Source organism: Lysobacter claricitrinus (assembly GCF_045866565.1).
Classification (GTDB): Bacteria; Pseudomonadota; Gammaproteobacteria; order Xanthomonadales; family Xanthomonadaceae; genus Cognatilysobacter; species Cognatilysobacter claricitrinus.
The window spans coordinates 189,164-206,530 of sequence record NZ_BAAFZV010000003.1; the positions used below are offsets into that span (position 1 = coordinate 189,164).

At 63.9% G+C, this 17,367-nt stretch carries 16 protein-coding genes; 8 read left to right on the top strand and 8 right to left on the bottom strand.

All coding sequences use genetic code 11. The annotated features are described in order from the left end of the window. Position 1 precedes the first annotated feature (1 nt). Positions 2-391 carry a BlaI/MecI/CopY family transcriptional regulator gene (locus ACKTTN_RS12715; protein WP_407910266.1) on the bottom strand — a complete coding sequence of 130 codons (390 nt, stop codon included), beginning with the start codon at positions 389-391 and terminating at the stop codon, positions 2-4. Between the two features lie 239 nt (positions 392-630). Between ACKTTN_RS12715 and aceE the strand changes: the two genes are divergently transcribed. The 5 genes from aceE (at position 631) to ACKTTN_RS12740 (ending at position 8,166) form a co-directional block, all read left to right on the top strand. Beyond that, entirely contained in the window at positions 631-3,333 is a 2,703-nt protein-coding gene (gene aceE / locus ACKTTN_RS12720) for a pyruvate dehydrogenase (acetyl-transferring), homodimeric type (RefSeq protein ID WP_407910267.1), read from the top strand. A gap of 126 nt (positions 3,334-3,459) precedes the next feature. After that, complete coding sequence (locus ACKTTN_RS12725) at positions 3,460-5,058, top strand: ATP-dependent nuclease (protein ID WP_407910268.1); 1,599 nt, start codon at positions 3,460-3,462, stop codon at positions 5,056-5,058. Beyond that, positions 5,051-6,109 (top strand): UvrD-helicase domain-containing protein, encoded by a 1,059-nt coding sequence (locus ACKTTN_RS12730; protein ID WP_407910269.1) that lies wholly within the window; start codon positions 5,051-5,053, stop codon positions 6,107-6,109. Before ACKTTN_RS12725 ends, ACKTTN_RS12730 begins: the two co-directional genes overlap by 8 nt. A 1,251-nt stretch (positions 6,110-7,360) precedes the next feature. Next, a complete protein-coding gene (locus tag ACKTTN_RS12735) occupies positions 7,361-7,705 on the top strand; it encodes a hypothetical protein (RefSeq protein ID WP_407910270.1) in 345 nt (114 codons plus the stop codon). A gap of 155 nt (positions 7,706-7,860) precedes the next feature. After that, the gene (locus ACKTTN_RS12740) at positions 7,861-8,166 is read left to right on the top strand and encodes a putative quinol monooxygenase (RefSeq protein ID WP_407910271.1); all 306 of its coding nucleotides are present in this window, start codon (positions 7,861-7,863) and stop codon (positions 8,164-8,166) included. 189 nt (positions 8,167-8,355) lie between these two features. Here the strand turns inward: ACKTTN_RS12740 and ACKTTN_RS12745 are convergent, their stop codons facing one another. The 4 genes from ACKTTN_RS12745 to ACKTTN_RS12760 form a co-directional block, all read right to left on the bottom strand. Continuing rightward, positions 8,356-8,958, bottom strand: a complete 603-nt coding sequence (locus ACKTTN_RS12745; RefSeq protein ID WP_407910272.1) for a hypothetical protein — start codon at positions 8,956-8,958, stop codon at positions 8,356-8,358. Positions 8,959-9,042: 84 nt separating this feature from the next. Next, entirely contained in the window at positions 9,043-10,047 is a 1,005-nt protein-coding gene (locus ACKTTN_RS12750; protein WP_407910273.1) for a hypothetical protein, read from the bottom strand. A 380-nt stretch (positions 10,048-10,427) separates the two neighbouring features. After that, entirely contained in the window at positions 10,428-10,847 is a 420-nt protein-coding gene (locus tag ACKTTN_RS12755) for a hypothetical protein (protein ID WP_407910274.1), read from the bottom strand. A gap of 33 nt (positions 10,848-10,880) precedes the next feature. Then, positions 10,881-11,690: a formylglycine-generating enzyme family protein gene (locus tag ACKTTN_RS12760; protein ID WP_407910275.1), complete on the bottom strand. Its 810-nt coding sequence runs from the start codon at positions 11,688-11,690 to the stop codon at positions 10,881-10,883. Between the two features lie 192 nt (positions 11,691-11,882). On the opposite strand from ACKTTN_RS12760, the gene ACKTTN_RS12765 reads away from it, so the two are divergent. Both ACKTTN_RS12765 and ACKTTN_RS12770 read left to right on the top strand, forming a co-directional pair. Beyond that, positions 11,883-12,281, top strand: coding sequence for an MmcQ/YjbR family DNA-binding protein (locus ACKTTN_RS12765; RefSeq protein WP_407910276.1), 399 nt, complete (start codon positions 11,883-11,885; stop codon positions 12,279-12,281). Positions 12,282-12,393: 112 nt separating this feature from the next. Then, a complete protein-coding gene (locus tag ACKTTN_RS12770; RefSeq protein ID WP_407910277.1) occupies positions 12,394-12,717 on the top strand; it encodes a hypothetical protein in 324 nt (107 codons plus the stop codon). 44 nt (positions 12,718-12,761) lie between these two features. Here the strand turns inward: ACKTTN_RS12770 and ACKTTN_RS12775 are convergent, their stop codons facing one another. After that, positions 12,762-13,091, bottom strand: a complete 330-nt coding sequence (locus tag ACKTTN_RS12775) for a PepSY domain-containing protein (protein WP_407910278.1) — start codon at positions 13,089-13,091, stop codon at positions 12,762-12,764. Between the two features lie 152 nt (positions 13,092-13,243). Continuing rightward, the gene (locus tag ACKTTN_RS12780) at positions 13,244-14,044 is read right to left on the bottom strand and encodes a M48 family metallopeptidase (protein ID WP_407910279.1); all 801 of its coding nucleotides are present in this window, start codon (positions 14,042-14,044) and stop codon (positions 13,244-13,246) included. A 391-nt stretch (positions 14,045-14,435) separates the two neighbouring features. Between ACKTTN_RS12780 and ACKTTN_RS12785 the strand changes: the two genes are divergently transcribed. Next, entirely contained in the window at positions 14,436-15,428 is a 993-nt protein-coding gene (locus ACKTTN_RS12785) for an LLM class flavin-dependent oxidoreductase (RefSeq protein ID WP_407910280.1), read from the top strand. Positions 15,429-15,499: 71 nt separating this feature from the next. On the opposite strand, the gene ACKTTN_RS12790 is transcribed toward ACKTTN_RS12785, so the two are convergent. Further along, complete coding sequence (locus tag ACKTTN_RS12790; protein ID WP_407910281.1) at positions 15,500-17,353, bottom strand: XVIPCD domain-containing protein; 1,854 nt, start codon at positions 17,351-17,353, stop codon at positions 15,500-15,502. Between the last annotated feature and the right edge of the window lie 14 nt (positions 17,354-17,367).

Here is a 17,367-nt window from a genome sequence, read left to right on the forward strand (position 1 = left end):
ATCACTTCGCCTGTCGACGCGCTTTCGCTTCGGCGATCATCCGCGCGATCTCGTCGAGCTCCTGCTCGCTGGCGACGCCGTCATCCAGCGCGCGCTGCACCAGGCTCGCCGCCGAACCGGAGAACGCACGGCGCATCAGGTCCTTGACCAGCGAGCGCTGCACCACGCGTTCCGGGTGCACTGGCGTATAGGCGTGGCTGCGCTCGCTCTCGTCGCGATGCACCAGCCCCTTCTCCGACATGATCGTGAGCATCTTCAGCACGGTGGTGTAGGCCGTGTCCTTCGACTTCGAAAGGTCGGCGTGCACCTCGCGCACGGTCATCGGCGCCTTGCGGGCCCAGAGCACGCGCAGCAGGGCGAGTTCGCCTTCGGTGGGTTGGGGGGTCGACATGCGGTTCTCCGGGGTACGGCGCATTTAGTACTAATCAGTTAGTAGACGTCAACGGCCGTCCGTCGGCATGGCGTGGCCGACCCCAAACGACCCCCTGCATCACCGCGAAAACATGCGCCTGCGTACGTCGCGAGGTAATCGTTTGCAGTGCGTACGGCTGCTGAGAGTCGTCTCAGACCCCACTGCTAGAATCGGCGCTTCCCCTGTACACACTTCAGCGGCCAAGGGGCCGTGGACGAATGATCGGCAATCTTTCCAGCGCCATTTCCGAACTGCTGCACGACGATCCGGACCCGACCGAGAGCCGCGAGTGGCTCGAATCCATCTCCGCGGTCATCGACCACGCGGGCCCCGAACGGGCTCACCAGCTGCTGGAAGGCATGGTCGAAGTCACGCGCCGCGCCGGCGCGCACCTGCCGTTCTCGCCCACCACCGAATACGTCAACACCATTCCGCCGCACCTCGAGGCCAAGAGCCCGGGCGATTCCGCGATGGAATGGCGCATCCGTTCGATGCTGCGCTGGAACGCGATGGCGATGGTCGTGCGCGCCAACCGCAAGCCGGGCGAGCTCGGCGGCCACATCGCGTCGTTCGCGTCGTCGGCCACGCTCTATGACGTCGGCTTCAACCATTTCTGGCGCGCCCCCAGCGCCGACCACCCGGGCGATCTCATCGGCTTCCAGGGCCACAGCTCGCCGGGCATGTACGCGCGCAGCTTCCTCGAAGGCCGCCTCACGCAGGACCAGCTCGACCACTTCCGCATGGAAGTCGACGGACGCGGCGTCAGCTCGTACCCGCACCCGTGGCTGATGCCTGATTACTGGCAGCTGCCGACCGTGTCGATGGGCCTCGGCCCCATCGCCGCCATCTACCAGGCGCGCAACTGGAAGTACGTCGAAGGCCGCGGCCTGATGCCGAAGACCGACCGCAAGGTCTGGTGCTTCCTCGGCGACGGTGAAACCGACGAACCCGAAAGCCTCGGCGCGATTTCCGTGGCCGGCCGCGAAGGCCTCGACAACCTCGTCTTCGTCGTCAACTGCAACCTGCAGCGCCTCGACGGCCCGGTGCGCGGCAACGGCAAGATCATCCAGGAACTCGAAGGCCAGTTCCGCGGCGCCGGCTGGAACGTCATCAAGACGATCTGGGGCAGCTACTGGGATCCGCTGCTCGCGCGCGACACCACCGGCAAGCTGCGCCAGCTGATGATGGAAACCGTCGACGGCGAATACCAGAACTGCAAGGCGTTCGGCGGCAAGTACACGCGCGACAACTTCTTCGGCAAGTACCCGGAAACCGCCGCGCTCGTCGCGTCGCTGTCGGACGAGGACATCTGGCGCCTCAACCGCGGCGGCCACGATCCGCACAAGGTCTACGCCGCGTACCACGAGGCGATGAACACCAAGGGCATGCCCACCGTCGTCCTCGCCAAGACGGTGAAGGGCTACGGCATGGGCGCCGCGGGCGAAGCGCTCAACCCCACGCACGGCACCAAGAAGCTCGACGACACCGACGTGCGCGCGTTCCGCGACCGCTTCAACATCCCGGTCAGCGACAAGGAACTCGAAGGCGGCGCGATCCCGTTCTTCCACCCGGGCGAGAAGTCGCCGGAAGTCGAATACATGCTCGAGCGCCGTCGCGCGCTCGGCGGTGCGCTGCCGCAGCGTCGTCGCAAGGCCACGCAGTCGCTCGAAGCGCCGAAGCTCGAAGTGTTCGAGCGCCTGATGAAGTCGACGGGCGATCGCGAGATCAGCACCACGATGTCGTTCGTGCAGGCGCTCAACATCATCCTGCGCGACAAGCAGGTCGGCCCGCGCTGCGTGCCGATCGTCGCCGACGAAGCGCGCACCTTCGGCATGGAAGGCCTGTTCCGCCAGCTCGGTATCTACGCGCCGCACGGCCAGAAGTACAAGCCGGTCGACCGCGACCAGCTCATGTACTACCGCGAAGACGCCGCGGGCCAGGTGCTGGAAGAAGGCATCACCGAAGCGGGCGCGTTCGCCAGCTGGATGGCCTCGGCCACCAGCTATTCGACGAACGACCTGCAGATGATGCCGTTCTACATCTACTACTCGATGTTCGGCTTCCAGCGCATTGGCGACAGCGCGTGGCAGGCGGCGGACATGCGCGCGCGCGGCTTCCTGCTCGGCGCCACCGCCGGCCGCACCACGCTCAACGGCGAAGGCCTGCAGCATGAAGACGGCCACGGCATGGTGCAGGCCAGCTTCATCCCCAACTGCCGCAGCTACGATCCCACGTTCTCGTTCGAAGTCGCGGTGATCCTGCACCACGGCATGCATCGCATGCTCAACGAGCAGCAGGACGAGTACTACTACATCACCCTGATGAACGAGAACTACGCCCACCCGGACATGCCGGAAGGCGCGGCCGACGGCATCATCAAGGGCATGTACCTGCTGCAGGGCGGCGCCAAGGCCAAGAAGGGCGAGCTGCGCGTGCAGCTGCTCGGCTCCGGCACCATCCTGCGCGAAGCCATCGCCGCCGCCGAACTGCTCGACAAGGATTTCGGCGTCACCGCCGACATCTGGTCCTGCCCCAGCTTCAACGAGCTCGCGCGCGAAGCCGTCGACTGCGAACGCTGGAACCGCCTGCACCCCGAAGACACGCAGCGCGTGCCGTACGTGACGTCACTGCTGCAGAGCCGCACCGGCCCCGCCATCGCCGCGACCGACTACATCCGCGCCTACCCCAACCAGATCCGCGAATACGTGCCCATGCGCTACACCGTGCTCGGCACCGACGGCTTCGGCCGCAGTGATACGCGCGAGAACCTGCGTCGCCACTTCGAAGTGGATCGCTTCCACATCGCGCATGCGGCGATTGCTGCATTGGCGGCGGAAGGGAAGATGACGGGGAAGGATGTGGCGAGGGCGATCAAGCAGTACAAGCTGGATGTGGATAAGCCGAATCCGATTTCGGTGTAAATCGAGATTGCAATCCACTGAATAAACCAAAGGCGGCTTCGAGCCGCCTTTGCCTTTTCTAGGCCCTCTGGTGGCCGGAGTCGCCATCCACTAGGCTCGGCGACGGGACTTTTCGGGAGGGGAAAAGTGATCCGCCGCCTCGCCATCCGCAACTACCGCATATTCAGACAACTCGATCTCGAGTTCAGTGACGGCATAAACGTCCTCGTCGGACCGAACGACATCGGCAAATCGACACTACTCGAGGCGATCTCGCTGGCGCTGACGGGTCGGCTAGCGGGCAAGCCTTTCGCCTACGAGCTGTCGCCATATCACGTCAACAACGCCGCCACTCGGGCCTACTCAGACTCTCTGCGAACTGGCCGTGCTGCTACGCCGCCAGAGATCATCATCGAGCTCTATCTCTCTCCCGACTGCGGCGCTGAAGCACTGCGCGGGACGAACAACCTCTCGGGCGAGGACGCCATCGGCGTCCGCCTTCAGGCTCAGCTGGCGCCTGAATTCCACGATGAATATTCGGCGTTCGTGGCCACCGTTCGCGACGGTGCTTTGGTCCCGACTGAATATTACCGAGTCGACTGGACAGCTTTTTCGGGGCAGAGCATTACGTCCCGAAGTGTCCCGATCGATGTCTCCATCGTCGACCCCGCAGCATTGCGTCTTCAGAATGGAATAGACACACACCTTCAGCAAATCATTAGCGCGCAGCTGCAGCCGAGTGAACGCGTCGAGCTATCACGTGAATATCGAAGCCTGCGGGAGACCTTTGCGGAGCGCAAATCCGTTCAGGAGATCAACAAGAAGCTGCAGGGCGACAGCGGGCTACTTACCAATCGGGCGCTGAGCCTAGGAGTTGACATCTCTCAACGGTTTACGTGGGAGCGAGGTCTGGTCGCACATGTAGATGAGCTGCCCTTCCACCTGATAAGCAGAGGCGAACAAAGCGCGATAAAGACGGTGCTTGCACTAGGGCAGCGCGCCCGTGACTGTCATGTTGTGCTGATCGAAGAACCCGAGGCGCACCTCTCGTATACCAAGCTTCGCTCACTGCTTGAACGAATCGCCGACCAGTGTCGCGGACAGCAAGTGATCATCGCCACGCATAGCAACTTTGTCCTAAACAAGGTGGGGCTCGAACACCTAGTCCTTCTTGGGCCGGAAGGCCCGCTGCGGATGACGGATCTGCCGGATGGCACAGTCGACTACTTCAAGAAGCTAGCCGGGTACGACACGCTCCGGATGGTCCTCGCTCGCGCGTCAATACTCGTGGAGGGTCCGTCGGATGAGCTGGTGGTGCAGCGGGCCTATCGCGACAAACACGGCCGCCTGCCCATCGAGGATGACGTCGACGTCATCAGCGTAGGGTTAGCGCATAAGCGCTTCCTCGATATCGCGGTTCGAATCGGCAAGCCGGTGCGAGTAGTAGTCGACAACGACGCGAAGCCAGTGAGTAACCACCAGACACGTTTCCAGGAATACCTGATCAAACCCAACGTCGAGCTTTGTGTCGGCGACGGTGCTGGAGGTCGCACGCTGGAAACGCAGATCGTCGCCGCAAATGACTTGGAGTTGTTGAACAAGGTTCTCGGGCAAAAGTTCACCAGCTCGGACGAGCTGTTGGACTTCATGCTCAAAAACAAGACAGAGGCTGCTCTAGCGATCTTCCAGTCTGAGGACGTCATTGACATGCCGCCCTACATATCCCGCGCGATCGCTCATGTCTAACACGGCGATTCTTGCTTGCGCTGGTTCGAGGAAGACGGAGACTGTCATCGACCACGCGCTGTCGACGAAAGAGCGGTCCCTGATTCTGACGTTCACTGCTGAGAACCAGAAGCAAATAGTTCACCGCATTCGGGAACGCATGGGCGTGGTGCCGCCGAATGTCGTCGTAATGGGCTGGTTTGCGTTTCTCATTAACGAGTGCGCAAAGCCCTACCAGCGCGCGTTGACTGGCCAGCCCTTCAAGATCGCCGGCCTGAACTTCAAGGGCCGGCGTGCAAGGTACACACCGAAAACCAGTCTGCACTTCTACTTAGATTCTGAAAGCAGGCTCTATCGGGACGAGACGGCTGACTTTGTAGTTCAGTTAAACCAGGCGTCGGCGGGTGCTGTTAAGCGTCGGCTGGAAGCAATCTACGACCGTATCTTGATCGATGAAGTTCAAGATTTAACTGGATATGACCTTGATGTGCTGGACATGCTTTTGGCGTCCCGCATTTGCGTCACGCTAGTTGGCGATCCTCGCCAACATACCTTCAGCACAAACCTAAATCGTCGGCACGCAAAATTTTCAGGCGTCGGCATGCTCGACTGGCTCAAAGCGCGCCGCTCGATTTGCTCAATTGAGGAGCGCAGCGAATCGTATCGTTGCAACCAAGCGATTTGCGACTTTGCGGACGCGCTGTACCCAGCGTTGCCGCGCACGACGTCAAGAAACTACGAGTGCACTGGGCATGATGGTGTTTTTGGTGTGGGAGCGGATCGTGTTGCGGAATACGTGAAAAAGTGGAGCCCAGTCGTTCTGAGGCACGATAGAAACTCAGATACGGCTGGTCTGCCAGCTTTGAACTTTGGTGTATCAAAGGGCTCGACCTTTGACCGCGTTCTTATATTCCCGACCGCTCCGATCCTGACGTATCTGGCCAAGCGTGATCCAAGTAGGTTGAAGTCGCCTGAAAAGTTGTACGTAGCAGTGACACGTGCTCGATTCAGTGTTGCGTTCGTGGTGACGCCGATCAGCCGCGCGGCGATGATTTCACTCCCTGTTTGGTAGCGCCGGCAGCTTTGGTGTGGGGGGACTACGCATAAATGTTCCAAGTGCACATAGAGATGTTCGACTCATTGATTCCTCTAATGGACGACGAGACGTGACATGCAAACAGCACGAAGCCTAGTTGACGGGCGCGAGTACACAGCGCAGCAGCTCGCGCAGTTTCCTGACAGCGATCGACAAGCACTGAGGGGTCAGTTGGTCTGCATGTTCTGCGGCCAGCAGGCGCACTACCGTAGAGCTACGCGGGCAGGCACGAATGGGCGAAGCCGTTCGGCCTGCTTCTACTGTCTTCCCCACGGAGAAGACTGCGAGATAACACGGGTGAACGGCGATCCTTGGGATGCGGAGGAGAGCGACTCCACAGTTGGAACGTGGGAAAGACGTGGGCAGACGCTGGTGGTCCAAATTCTCTCTGAGGAGCCTCCAGCTGATGCGGTGGAAGATGCGCTAGCAGCTGACCCTGAAGAGGGTCAGCGAAGTAGAAGCGGCGGCGCACGTACGAGGCAATCGTCGACTGTGAGGAGGGGGCCTCAGCGCTTACTTGAGCAGCTGGTCGACTGGCCTTCGTTCAGGACAAGTGCGCTTCCGATTCGAATGCCTGATCCGAATCAGACAGAGATGCCAGTGCACACTGCCTTTGTTCGCTTTGAAGATGCTGATCCTGAGCGGCATACGGAGCATTGGCACGGATTTTGGGGCGTGCTCCCGCCACTGCGGTACTGGTCTTATGGGAATGCTCACTACGCGAACTTCGGCATTGCCCAGCGTAGCTTTCGAATCGCGATTCACGATCGCGATATACCGGCGATCCTCGAGAGATTTAGGCTTTCCAGAATCCAGGAGCTAGTCGGTGGCCATTTGTTGCTCTTCGATATTGCGCGCATTTCGACTACCGGTAGGTTCACGGCGGACGTCAATTCGGTCAATCACATTGGATTCCTCAGATCCGAGTCATAGGCTGGCTATGCGCAATGCGCCTGGACTAGAACGCACCACGGGGTTTCATGCCGGTTGTCGCTTGGACAAAAGGGGTCAGGTTCCATTTCCGCCGGCCGGATGAAACCGCGTAGTCCGGCGGGATCGCGCCGTTGATCAGCCTATGTCCGCTCCCGACCCGGAGCGAAGCGACTGCCAGGTCGTGCGGTGTCCGGCACCTCTTCGTGGCGCGCGCGCGACGCTATGCACGCAGCTTGACCGCGGAAGCGGAGCTGTCGGCGGGAAACTAGACGCGCTCTTCAGGACGCGCAGGCGATGCTCGTTGAAGTGAACGCGCATGACGACCCGGTCGGAAAGCGGCTCCATCGGTACGTGTCCGAGCAGTTGCACGTTGCGACCGCGGCGCTTGAGCTCGGTGGTCGCGAATCCCGCCACGGCGTCCATCAGGGGCGGAAAGCGGTGCGCCGGGCGCGCGCGGCGCTGCTACTGGGTTGGCCGCGTCCGAACGCGGGTGTGGCGCTTGCGCTGGATCAGCTCAAGCGCGCCAACGACCAGCTATCCGATCTGCGCGATGCGAATGCGCGGGTCCATGGAGAAATGGGGTCAGGTTCCATTTCCTCGACTAGCCGAAAAAAGACGGGTCGGAGTGGAGTTTTCTGATCCGGCAAAAGCACGGTTCAGAGCGGTGTTTCCTTAGGCTTCGTTGGCAAAGTCGAGTCTGTCCCCTGTCTTCGCCTCACAAGCGACCGGATGCATGCCGGCCTTCACGGAAGAGGGGCGTAAGGTCGGCGGCTCCCCATCACAGGAGGCGCGCCATGGTCAACGTAGCTCTGTTCGTCCGCTTGGAAGCCAAGCCGGGAAAAGAGAAGGACGTCGAGCGGTTCCTGCTGGGCGGGCTTCCGCTGGTGCAGGCGGAGCCCGCGACCACCGCATGGTTCGGTATTCGTCTGGGGCCGTCGACGTACGGCATCTTCGATGCCTTCCCCGACGAGGCCGGTCGTCAGGCGCATCTATCGGGCAAGGTTGCCGCTGCCCTGATGGCGCACGCCGGAGAACTTTTCTCCGCGCCGCCGTCCATCGAAAAGGTCGACGTTCTGGCGGCGAAACTGCCGGGCTCGTGAACCGGCTACCCATTCGGTTCGACGTCGTGCTCGGTGGGTGGGTTCGTCATCGACGTTTGCCACGCGAGTGAATGCGTTCGTCGAGGGACTTGCGTTCGGGAAATGGAGTCTAGAGACGGGGTCAGGATCCATTTCTTGCCGGCCGACGATACGTCCGTGTCTGCCGTGCACCGGAGGCGGAGCCTGAGCTCAACCCTCCGCGTTGCCCGCACCGGGCATCGGCTCGGGCACCCTCCGATGCGGACTGCCCGCCCACAGCGCCTGCGGAAATACCGCGCGGCGGAAGATGCGCCACCTGGGAACCCCCCGCTTGGTGTCGAGTTCAATTCCCTCGTTCCGGTACGCATCGGCGATGAGCTGGCTGCAATACGCCCGGTTCGGGTTCGTCGCGTTGAACAGATTGAAATTGAACGGCGTGTCTGCCGTCGCGTGTGCGAGGCAATACGCTGCAACGGATTCGCGCACGCGTCTCTCCTCCTCTGCGGTCAGTCCCCTGCCTTGCAGTGGATACGCGACGCCGACCAACGTGTCGACAAATAGTCGCTTGCCTACGAGCGCGTCGGCATCCCAATGGTTGCCGGGCATCGTGAGTAGCGTGACGCCGTGGATGTCCGCTTCGATGAACCGCCCATTCGGGCCGACGTACAGCGCGCAATGATCCACCTCGCCGGGTATCAGCGCGCCGATCGCCGTCCAGAGCCGCCGGAAGAAACCGCCCCGGCCTCCGTCGCGCATGCACAGGATGTCGCCGGTTCTGATCGGCAGCCCATCGATCTCGTAAACGCTATCCATGGATCATCGTTCTCGTGCGGAAGCAGGGGCCAGCGCGCAGTCTCCGCCAGGGGAAATGGGGTCAGGTTCCATTTCCATCTGGCGTTACTGGCCTTCGGCCGCGAGCTTGGCACGCGACTTGGCGTCACCCAGCGCCGCGGCACGTTCTAGCAATGCGCGCGCTGCGGCGCGATCGCCCTCGCTGTTCCGTTCCAATCGCATGACTGCGGCGTTGTACGCCGCGATCGCACTACCCTTCGCCGCGGCGTGCTCGAAGCTGGCGAGTGCCCTGTCCGGGCAGAGGTAGAAGATGTCCCAGCCGGCGGCCGCGCGCATCAGCAAGTCCGGCTCGTCGTCGGGGATGCTGCCCTCGACGAACGCAGGCCAGCCGCCTGCAAGCGCCACCATCACGTCGGCGCCTTTCGGAACGAAATAGGAACCCGCGCCTTCGCGTCCGGTGTACGCCTGTCGGGTTGTGTGACGTTTGCCGTCGGCGGACAGCCACAGGAAGCCGTCCTCGCCTCGCACGGGAAACCCGTCGAGCGCCTTCGACAGCCGGTCGGCGAGCGACGGTACGCCCGGTGCGGGCGATACGCCCGTCCACGAACCGATCAGGTCGATGCGCCGCTCGCTTGCGTCTCGATTCGCGCGCACCACCGCGGCGACGTCATCGACGGTGAGGATGCGCATGTCGCCGTCGTACATCCGCCACGGACTCGTCTGCATCCCCACGTTCATGACCGTGGGGTCGTCGGGCATGGCCTTCATGTACTCGAACACGACGTTGTTGGAGAGGACACAGTCAGTTGACGACTTCGGTGAGCAGGTGGGCACGGTGACCACGCCCGACAGCGCGAGGTGCGAGGTATCGCAGGCCATCGCGACGGGGCTCAGCAGACAGAGGGCGAGCAGGGCGTGTCTCATGGCGTCGATCGGGCGGAAAGATGGGCCAGCGTAGCCCGAACTCGCGATCGCATTGCCGGCTATTGCGCTTAGCGAAAATGGAGTCAGGTTCCACTTCCGGAAATGGGGTCCGAGAGAAACGGCGTCAGGTTCCATTTCCCAATCGATATGGAGTTGGGTTCCGCTTCGGGACGCAGCTAGGCGCATTCCTCAAGACGCGTAGGCGAAGCTCGTTGAATGAGCGCGCACGAAGACCAGGTCGGAAAGCCAAAACAGGGGTCAGAGTGGAGTTTTCTGATCCCCAATGGAAGAAGCGGGTCAGCTTCCATTTGCCCGTGACCTAGACAGCGCTCCCGCGCAGCGGGATTCAATGCCGTCCAGCTTCGTTCCTGATCGGCGTAATGCGTCGGCATGCGCCGGTAATCACGTCGCGCGTAAGAAGAGAAATCGGGTCAGGTTCCATTTCGCCTGGCGCCGAAGCTGCGGATTTCGATCGTCGACCCCGTGCCACGGAATGGATGGCGCCTTCAAGCCCATGTGCGTGTTCCGAAACGTCGTGGCTGATGCCGACTGCGCCGCGCGCGGCCTCAGCCCGGCGCCTTCCAGTGCCGCACGGGGTTCACGCATTCCAGATAGCGCCGCGTCAGTGCGTTGGACGCATCGTGTCCGTGGATGACAGCAGGGCTTCGCGCCGAAAGCGTGCTTACGCAATCCGCGTGGCGCGCTTCGATCATGGCGCGGCATGCGTCACCGTCCTGCGGAATGTCGCGCACGGGCGCCCAGCATTCGTGCAACGCGAAGTCCTTGAACAGTTCGAAAAAGGTCTCGCGGGGCACGTCCATGTCGGCAATGCGATCGGGCATGTACAGGGCGTACTTCGCTTTCGCATCCTGTGTGCCCGGCGCACGCTCCGCGCTGCCCGGCGAAACGTCGGCATGGTGCGTTGCCAGACGGACGCCGGCATAGAGCACTGCGCCCGCGGCGATGACAACGAAGAGGTGTTTCATTTGCATCCGATGCACCTGACGAGAGGCGCGCGCTCAGGGCGCATAGACAAGACGGAAGCCCTGGTTGTCGATGGCAACACCTTCGCCATCGGCCCAGCTGCGTTCCGTCGATGACGACACGCTGGCGTAGTTGTTCCAGCCGCCGCCGCGCTTTACGTGGTGGCCGCAGTCGCCTTCATCGCGCCACGCGCTGCCATCCGCCGGCGCGTGCTGGTAGTTCGGGTTCCAGCAGTCGAGCGTGAGCTCCCACACATTGCCGTTCATGTCGTACAGCCCCCATGCGTTGGGCTTTTTCTTGCCGACCGGCTGCGTGCCGTGGCTGCTGAGCGTGTCGACCCACGCCAGCTCGTCGATCGGCGCATCGCCGCACACCTCGACGTGCTGGCCGCCGGCGCGGCACGCGTACTCCCATTCCGCTTCAGACGGCAGGCGGATCCGGCCCGTGCCATCCAGCGATGTCGCCATTGCCACCGCATCCTGCCAGCGCACGCCGTCCACCGGCGCCCGCGGTGACTGCGTCAACCGTGACGGATTCGCGCCGGTGACCTGTCGGTACTGCGCTTGCGTCACCTCGTAACGCCCCAGATAGAAGCCGCGCAGGCAGACCCCGTGCTCGGGCTGCGCCGCCTCGCGGTTGGCATGCGAACCTGATTCGGGGACGTCCGGAAAGCCCATGCGAAAACAGCCGCCGGGCACCCAGACGAACTCCATGCCCGTGCGCGGTTCGCGCCACTGCGCGCCGGCCACCGGCGCCTTCGCCCGCCCTGCGTTATGACGCCACAGCGCCGCGCCCGCGACCAGCGCAATGACGATCAACAACATCAGAAGTGCGCGACGCGACATGGAGCAATCTCAAACGGGGCCGGCGCATGGTAGCGGCAGTTCGCACGAGCAGAGCGGCGCAGATGATCAGGGAGTCGACTTTTCAGAAACGGGGTCAGGTTCCATTTCCACGACAGTTAGTGAGTAAGCCACTGGATCGAGCGTCGCGTCGCTACGACTCGGGCGCGTGCGCCCTGCGGCAGAATCCACGGCATGGATATCGAGAGCGTCCAGCGCCTGTGTGCATCGTTCCCCGGCGCGGTCGAACACCTGCGGCCGCCGCCGATGAACATCCTGGTCTACAACCTGGGCGATAAGACGTTCGCCTATTTCAAGACCAGTGAACCCGAACGTTGGCGCTTCAGCGTGCGTGTCACGCCGGATCGGTTCCTCGAACTGACCGACATGCCCGGCGTCAAACCCGCCCGCTACATGGCGCGATTCCACTGGGTCACCATCGTGGATGTCAGGCGGATGCCGGAGGCGTACCTGACCGAGCTGGTGACGTGGTCGTACCGGCGCGCCTTGGGCTCATTGAGTCGCAAGCGCCAGCGGGAACTGGCCGGCGACATGGTGGGCCTGGAGCTGATCGGACGGCTGCCCTGTCGCTGAGTCGGAGGAACGGGAAGCGGGGTCAGGTTCCATCTCGTGGAAACGTCGCGTATGCAGCGTCGCGACTGCCCTGCGGCGAAGCTCAGCTCGGGTCGCAACGGAGCGCCTGACGATGAGCTACCTCCACATTGAGCGGGACCGGCTTCGCCGCTTCCTCAGCCCGTGGCACCACGGGTCGGGCCCCGTCGTTTGGCAGCCCGATGCCGCCGACGCGAACGGGGAGGCGAAGCAGAAGCTCATCGCCCTTGCAGCGGACACGGTGGCTGCGTGCGACCTGGCAATGAAGGGGCGGGCACATGCGATCCCCGCATTCGACGATTCCGACTACACGACGTTGGAGCAGGCGCTCATCGACGACTACGAGCGGGACAGGTTCCTCGCCCTCGCGCAGGCCTGCCAGCTCGCACTTCACGAGCTGCGTCGCTTCGATACCTAGCCGCCAACGCGGGCTTCCGTGCCCGCGCTGACGTCCACCCTCACTCAGTGCTTCTGCGCTTCCTTCGCCTCTTGCTGGTGTTCGGCGCGTTCCTTCGCGGGCGTCTCGTCCTTCACGCTCAACACCTTTCCGGTGTGGGCGTCGACAAGTACTTCGGTCACGCCGGCCACGCCGTGGCGCGCGATGTCGAACGACCACACCTGCCGATGCATTTCGTTCTCGAGCTCGGCGCTCTTGATCACGCCATGCTCCACGCGATGCAGCGCGATCGTTTCGGCCTTGGCCTTGCTGATGGTGGGATGCGACTTGGCCTGCGCGCCGCCGGCAGCGAGCAATGCAGCGGCGAGCAGGGCATAGCGAAGCGGCGTGTTCATGACGCGGTCTCCGGGTGTGGACACGCAGCATCGCCACGCCGGAAGAAGCGCCTGATCAACGGTGTCTCAGGCGCGCGTTAGGTCGAGCTTCGAATCAGCTCGCATTGCGATAAGTGGCAACCGCGTGATGCGTGTCGCTTGCCCGTCTAGTTTCAGAAGCACTTTGGGCTATGCCCCGCCGCCCGCGCGCTGCGGGCGAGCGGCTGCAGCGAAGGCGCACGCGTGCTGAGATCGCGCAGTCGGTTGGCAGGGTTGGGGTGTGTCGACAGGAACTGCGGGGCACGTGCGCCCGACGCCGCCTCCATGTGCTGCCACAGTGTCACCGCACGCGCGGGGTCGAAGCCCGCCTGCGCCATGTAGCGCTGGCCGAGCGCATCGGCTTCGGATTCCTGCTCGCGCGAGTTCGGCAGCAGCAGGAACAGCTGCGCACCGCCACCGGCCGCGTTGACGAGGCCGCGCGTCGTGGTCGCCGATGCGTGCCGGCTGGCGATCGCGCCGAGCACCTGCAGGCCTGTCTGCGCGACCAGCTGACGCGAGACGCGCTCGTTCGTGTGGCGCGCGACCACGTGCCCCATCTCGTGGCCGAGCACCGCCGCCAGCTCATCCTGCGACTGCACGATGCGGAACATGCCGGTGTTCACGCCCACCTTGCCGCCGGGCAGCGCGAACGCGTTGGGCGTGTCGTCGACGAAGACGCGCACTTCCCACGCCTGCGTGGAATACGGCGCCGGCAGCGTCGCGCGCAGCGAGTTGACCACGCATTGCACGGCGGCCTGCTGACGCGGGTCCGTGGACATCTTCTGCGTCGCCTTCATCTTGGCGAACTCCTCCTGGCCCATCTGCGCCAGCTGCTCGTCGGAGACGAGATGCAGCGGTTGGCGGGCGGCGCTGGCGAGCGGCATGCAGGCCGCGGCGAGCGCGAGGGCGAAGGTGGCGTGGCGAAGGGGCTGCATCGTCGACTCCGTGATCGGCTATGCGGCGATGCTTGGCGGGCCGCAATGAATGGCGCGCGAAGCGTCGGGTAGATGATTCAGGTCGCGTGCGGGTCGTGCGCAGGCGTGGCCATGAAGAAGCAGTAGCGCCGTTCGCCAACGAAAACGTCCCGCCAGAAAAGGCAGAGAAGGGGTCAGGCTGCATTTTCGACGAGGGTAGGGCCTCGAATTCCCGCCCGGGCAGGCACAAGCAGGGTCAGGGTGGGCCGCAGTGAGCGCCGACACACGCGCCGCCTCGCAACGCCGCTGGAGTTCTCGGCAGCGTCAACGTCGAACGCACCAATCCACCGCCGTTGACCTTCGCGTCCATGCGCGCGTGGACACTGTCGGCAGTCCACCTGATCGAGCGCCCATGATTCCCCTTTCCGTTCTCGACCTCGCCCCGGTGGGAGAGGGTCGCGATGTCGCGCAGGCGTTCGCGCACATGCGCGATCTGGCGCGCCATGCCGAGCAGCTCGGCTACCGCCGCTACTGGCTCGCCGAACACCACAACATGCCGGGCATCGCCAGCGCGGCCACCGCGGTGCTGATCGGGCACGTGGCGGGCGCGACGGCGACGATCCGCGTGGGCGCCGGCGGCGTGATGCTGCCGAACCATGCGCCGCTGCAGGTCGCCGAGCAGTTCGGCACGCTCGCCACGCTGTATCCGGGCCGCATCGATCTCTGCCTTGGGCGCGCGCCGGGCACCGACCAGCCGGCCACGCGCGCGCTGCGCCGCTACTACGCAGGTGCGGACGAGTTCCCGCGCGACGTCGTCGAACTGCTGGGCTACTTCGAGCCGGTGCAGCCTGGGCAAGCCGTGCAGGCGGTGCCGGGCAGCGGCGTCGAGGTCGAGCCGTGGATCCTCGGGTCGAGCCTGTTCGGCGCGCAGCTCGCCGCCAAGCTCGGCCTGCGCTACGCATTCGCCTCGCACTTCGCACCCGCCGCGCTGGAGGACGCGCTGCACGTCTACCGCGCGCGGTTCGAACCATCGGCCAAGCTCGCATCGCCGCACGTGATGCTGGCGATCAACGTCGTCTGCGCTGACACCGACTTTGAGGCGCGACGCCTGTTCACCACGCAGCAACAAGCCTTCATCAACCTGCGTCGCGGCCGCCCGGGACTCGTACCGCCACCGCTGGCATCGGCTGAAGACCTCGACACCTTCTGCAGCCCGATGGAGAGAGCCGGCATCGAGCAGGCGCTGGCGTACTCGGCGGTGGGCTCGCCGTCGACGGTCAAGGCGTGGGTGGATGCGTTCGTCCAACGCCATCAACCCGACGAACTGATCGTGACCGCGAATATCCACGATCCGGATGCACGGCTGCGGTCGTATGCGCTCGCGATGGAGGCGTTGGGAGCTTGAGCGGGATCACGCGACCGTAAAGCGGCAACACCGCGGCAAGGTGTTACCGCGGTTGCCGGAGCCGCAACCGCTCAGCGCGTCAGCGCTCCGCCCCGGGTATGCATCTGGTGCTCACCGGGCTGTGCGATTTCCGGACGTGGCGACAGCTGGGCGAGCATGTCGCTGGATGCATGCAGTGACTGGACGGACGCCGTCCGCGTCTCCAGCGTTGCCATGCGCTCATGCTCGGGCGCGCCCCCCGGCATGACCTGGACGGCACGTACGAAGCGCGGTGGCTCACCGAAGTCGACCCGGTCGATTCGCTGCAGGCCGGCGTCGCGGGCCGAGACCACCAATGCAGCTGCGATGTTCGCGCTGTGCACTCCGGGCGTGATGCCCCGCGTCCGTTCCGCGGCCTCGACCAAGCCGAGCGTGCGCTCGAAGAGCGGGTAGTCGGGGTGGCTGGTATCGGTCAGGCGAAGGCCGTGGAGGGATGTGAGTGCCTCGCGGCTCGCACTGTCGACGCGCCCCGTTTCGGGCAACCCGTGGTCGTGCTGGAAGCCCTTCAGCGCTTCCCGCGTATGCCGTCCGACGATGCCGTCTTCGGCCAGCGGTGCGCCGCGCGCGTCACGCGCGCCGAGATCGTTAAGGTCGCTCTGCAGGCGGGCGATCTGCGGGTCGACAGGCCGTGCATTGCCCAGGTGCGCCGCGTTCGCGTGGGTGGACGGTACATGCGTGATATCGCCCGTTGGCGTCGCGCCTACCGCGCGGTCGGTCGGGTGCGATGCGACTGTCGCGTGTTCGTGAGGCGTCGTCGAGGCGTGCAGCGGGTGACGGATCTGGAACTCTGGCTTGGCCCGTAGCGCACCAACGATGTGGGTCGTGTCGCCGTCCCAGTAGCCGTGCGGTTTCACGGTCACCGTCTCTGGGCCTCTGCTGCTTTGCGAGCCGATGAACTGGATCCGCCCGTCGGCGTCGTATCCCTTGAAGATGCCGACGTGCTGACTGCGCCCATCCGAGAACAGCAGGATGTCGCCTCGTGAAAGCACGCCGTTTGGTGCGCGAGCCTGGCTCGCGGAAATGACCTCGAAATGCCGTCGGGCGTACGCCGTGACATCCGTCCCGCTGAACAGTGTATGCGTCGAGAAGTCGCGCGCATCCTCGCCAGAGACGCCGTAGCCGGCATTCTTGAGGCCGCGCCAGACGAACGCCGAGCAGTCAACGCCGCGTCTGCCGTCGTGGTCTAAATCCTGCTCGGTGCGGCTCAGATCGCGGCCGGGCTTGGAATTGTCCGGACGGCCGTATTCAAACATGGTTCCGGAACGGAAAAAGTGAAGCTCCGCCTCCGCGTAGATCGATGCTGGGCCGCCGATTGGCGCGACCGATGGGCGCGCGAGCGCAGGCTCACGACTGCTTTCACCGATTCGGAAACCCTCGAACCTCTGAATGCCACGAGCCAACGCGTGTCGCTCGGGAGCGGACATTTGATCGACCGTCTTGCCGTGCAAATCGACGCCGAGCTCCTGCGCAGTCCGATGGATGGAAGCGATCTGCTGCGCGTGATGCGTGCCGCCGCTGTAATCGGACTTCGAGTACCGGTGCACCAGCTCTTCGACGGTCTGGGAGTGGTAACGCCCCGAGAGCAACTTAAGTTGTGCAGCTTCTCCGGCCTGCACCGATTCGAAAACCGCGTTCCCCCATTGATCGAGGCCCACTACGCCGTCGTAGTACTTCCTCGCGTCGGCGACCGCCTGTTCGCGTGTGCGATGCGAGTGCGCGGTTTTGTCTGCGCTTCCCGCGAACTCGAACTTGAGGTTCCCAGGGTTGTTGTTGCGCCATGATGCCGAGCCTCCGGTACGCGTCTCGACGCTTCCGTCGTCGTACTCGAAGGTGCGTGTCCTGCCGACCGATGAGATCAGGCGAGTGATGCGATGGTCCTGCGACATTCCATGTCTCCTGA

What these genes read in the sequence shown, in the direction of transcription:
- ACKTTN_RS12715 (WP_407910266.1), bottom strand. Translation starts at nt 391, where the DNA reads ATGTCGACCCCCCAACCCACCGAAGGCGAACTCGCCCTGCTGCGCGTG.
- aceE (WP_407910267.1), top strand. Translation starts at nt 631, where the DNA reads ATGATCGGCAATCTTTCCAGCGCCATTTCCGAACTGCTGCACGACGAT.
- ACKTTN_RS12730 (WP_407910269.1), top strand. Translation starts at nt 5,051, where the DNA reads ATGTCTAACACGGCGATTCTTGCTTGCGCTGGTTCGAGGAAGACGGAG.
- ACKTTN_RS12735 (WP_407910270.1), top strand. Translation starts at nt 7,361, where the DNA reads ATGCTCGTTGAAGTGAACGCGCATGACGACCCGGTCGGAAAGCGGCTC.
- ACKTTN_RS12740 (WP_407910271.1), top strand. Translation starts at nt 7,861, where the DNA reads ATGGTCAACGTAGCTCTGTTCGTCCGCTTGGAAGCCAAGCCGGGAAAA.
- ACKTTN_RS12745 (WP_407910272.1), bottom strand. Translation starts at nt 8,958, where the DNA reads ATGGATAGCGTTTACGAGATCGATGGGCTGCCGATCAGAACCGGCGAC.
- ACKTTN_RS12750 (WP_407910273.1), bottom strand. Translation starts at nt 10,047, where the DNA reads ATGCGCCTAGCTGCGTCCCGAAGCGGAACCCAACTCCATATCGATTGG.
- ACKTTN_RS12755 (WP_407910274.1), bottom strand. Translation starts at nt 10,847, where the DNA reads ATGAAACACCTCTTCGTTGTCATCGCCGCGGGCGCAGTGCTCTATGCC.
- ACKTTN_RS12760 (WP_407910275.1), bottom strand. Translation starts at nt 11,690, where the DNA reads ATGTCGCGTCGCGCACTTCTGATGTTGTTGATCGTCATTGCGCTGGTC.
- ACKTTN_RS12765 (WP_407910276.1), top strand. Translation starts at nt 11,883, where the DNA reads ATGGATATCGAGAGCGTCCAGCGCCTGTGTGCATCGTTCCCCGGCGCG.
- ACKTTN_RS12770 (WP_407910277.1), top strand. Translation starts at nt 12,394, where the DNA reads ATGAGCTACCTCCACATTGAGCGGGACCGGCTTCGCCGCTTCCTCAGC.
- ACKTTN_RS12775 (WP_407910278.1), bottom strand. Translation starts at nt 13,091, where the DNA reads ATGAACACGCCGCTTCGCTATGCCCTGCTCGCCGCTGCATTGCTCGCT.
- ACKTTN_RS12780 (WP_407910279.1), bottom strand. Translation starts at nt 14,044, where the DNA reads ATGCAGCCCCTTCGCCACGCCACCTTCGCCCTCGCGCTCGCCGCGGCC.
- ACKTTN_RS12785 (WP_407910280.1), top strand. Translation starts at nt 14,436, where the DNA reads ATGATTCCCCTTTCCGTTCTCGACCTCGCCCCGGTGGGAGAGGGTCGC.
- ACKTTN_RS12790 (WP_407910281.1), bottom strand. Translation starts at nt 17,353, where the DNA reads ATGTCGCAGGACCATCGCATCACTCGCCTGATCTCATCGGTCGGCAGG.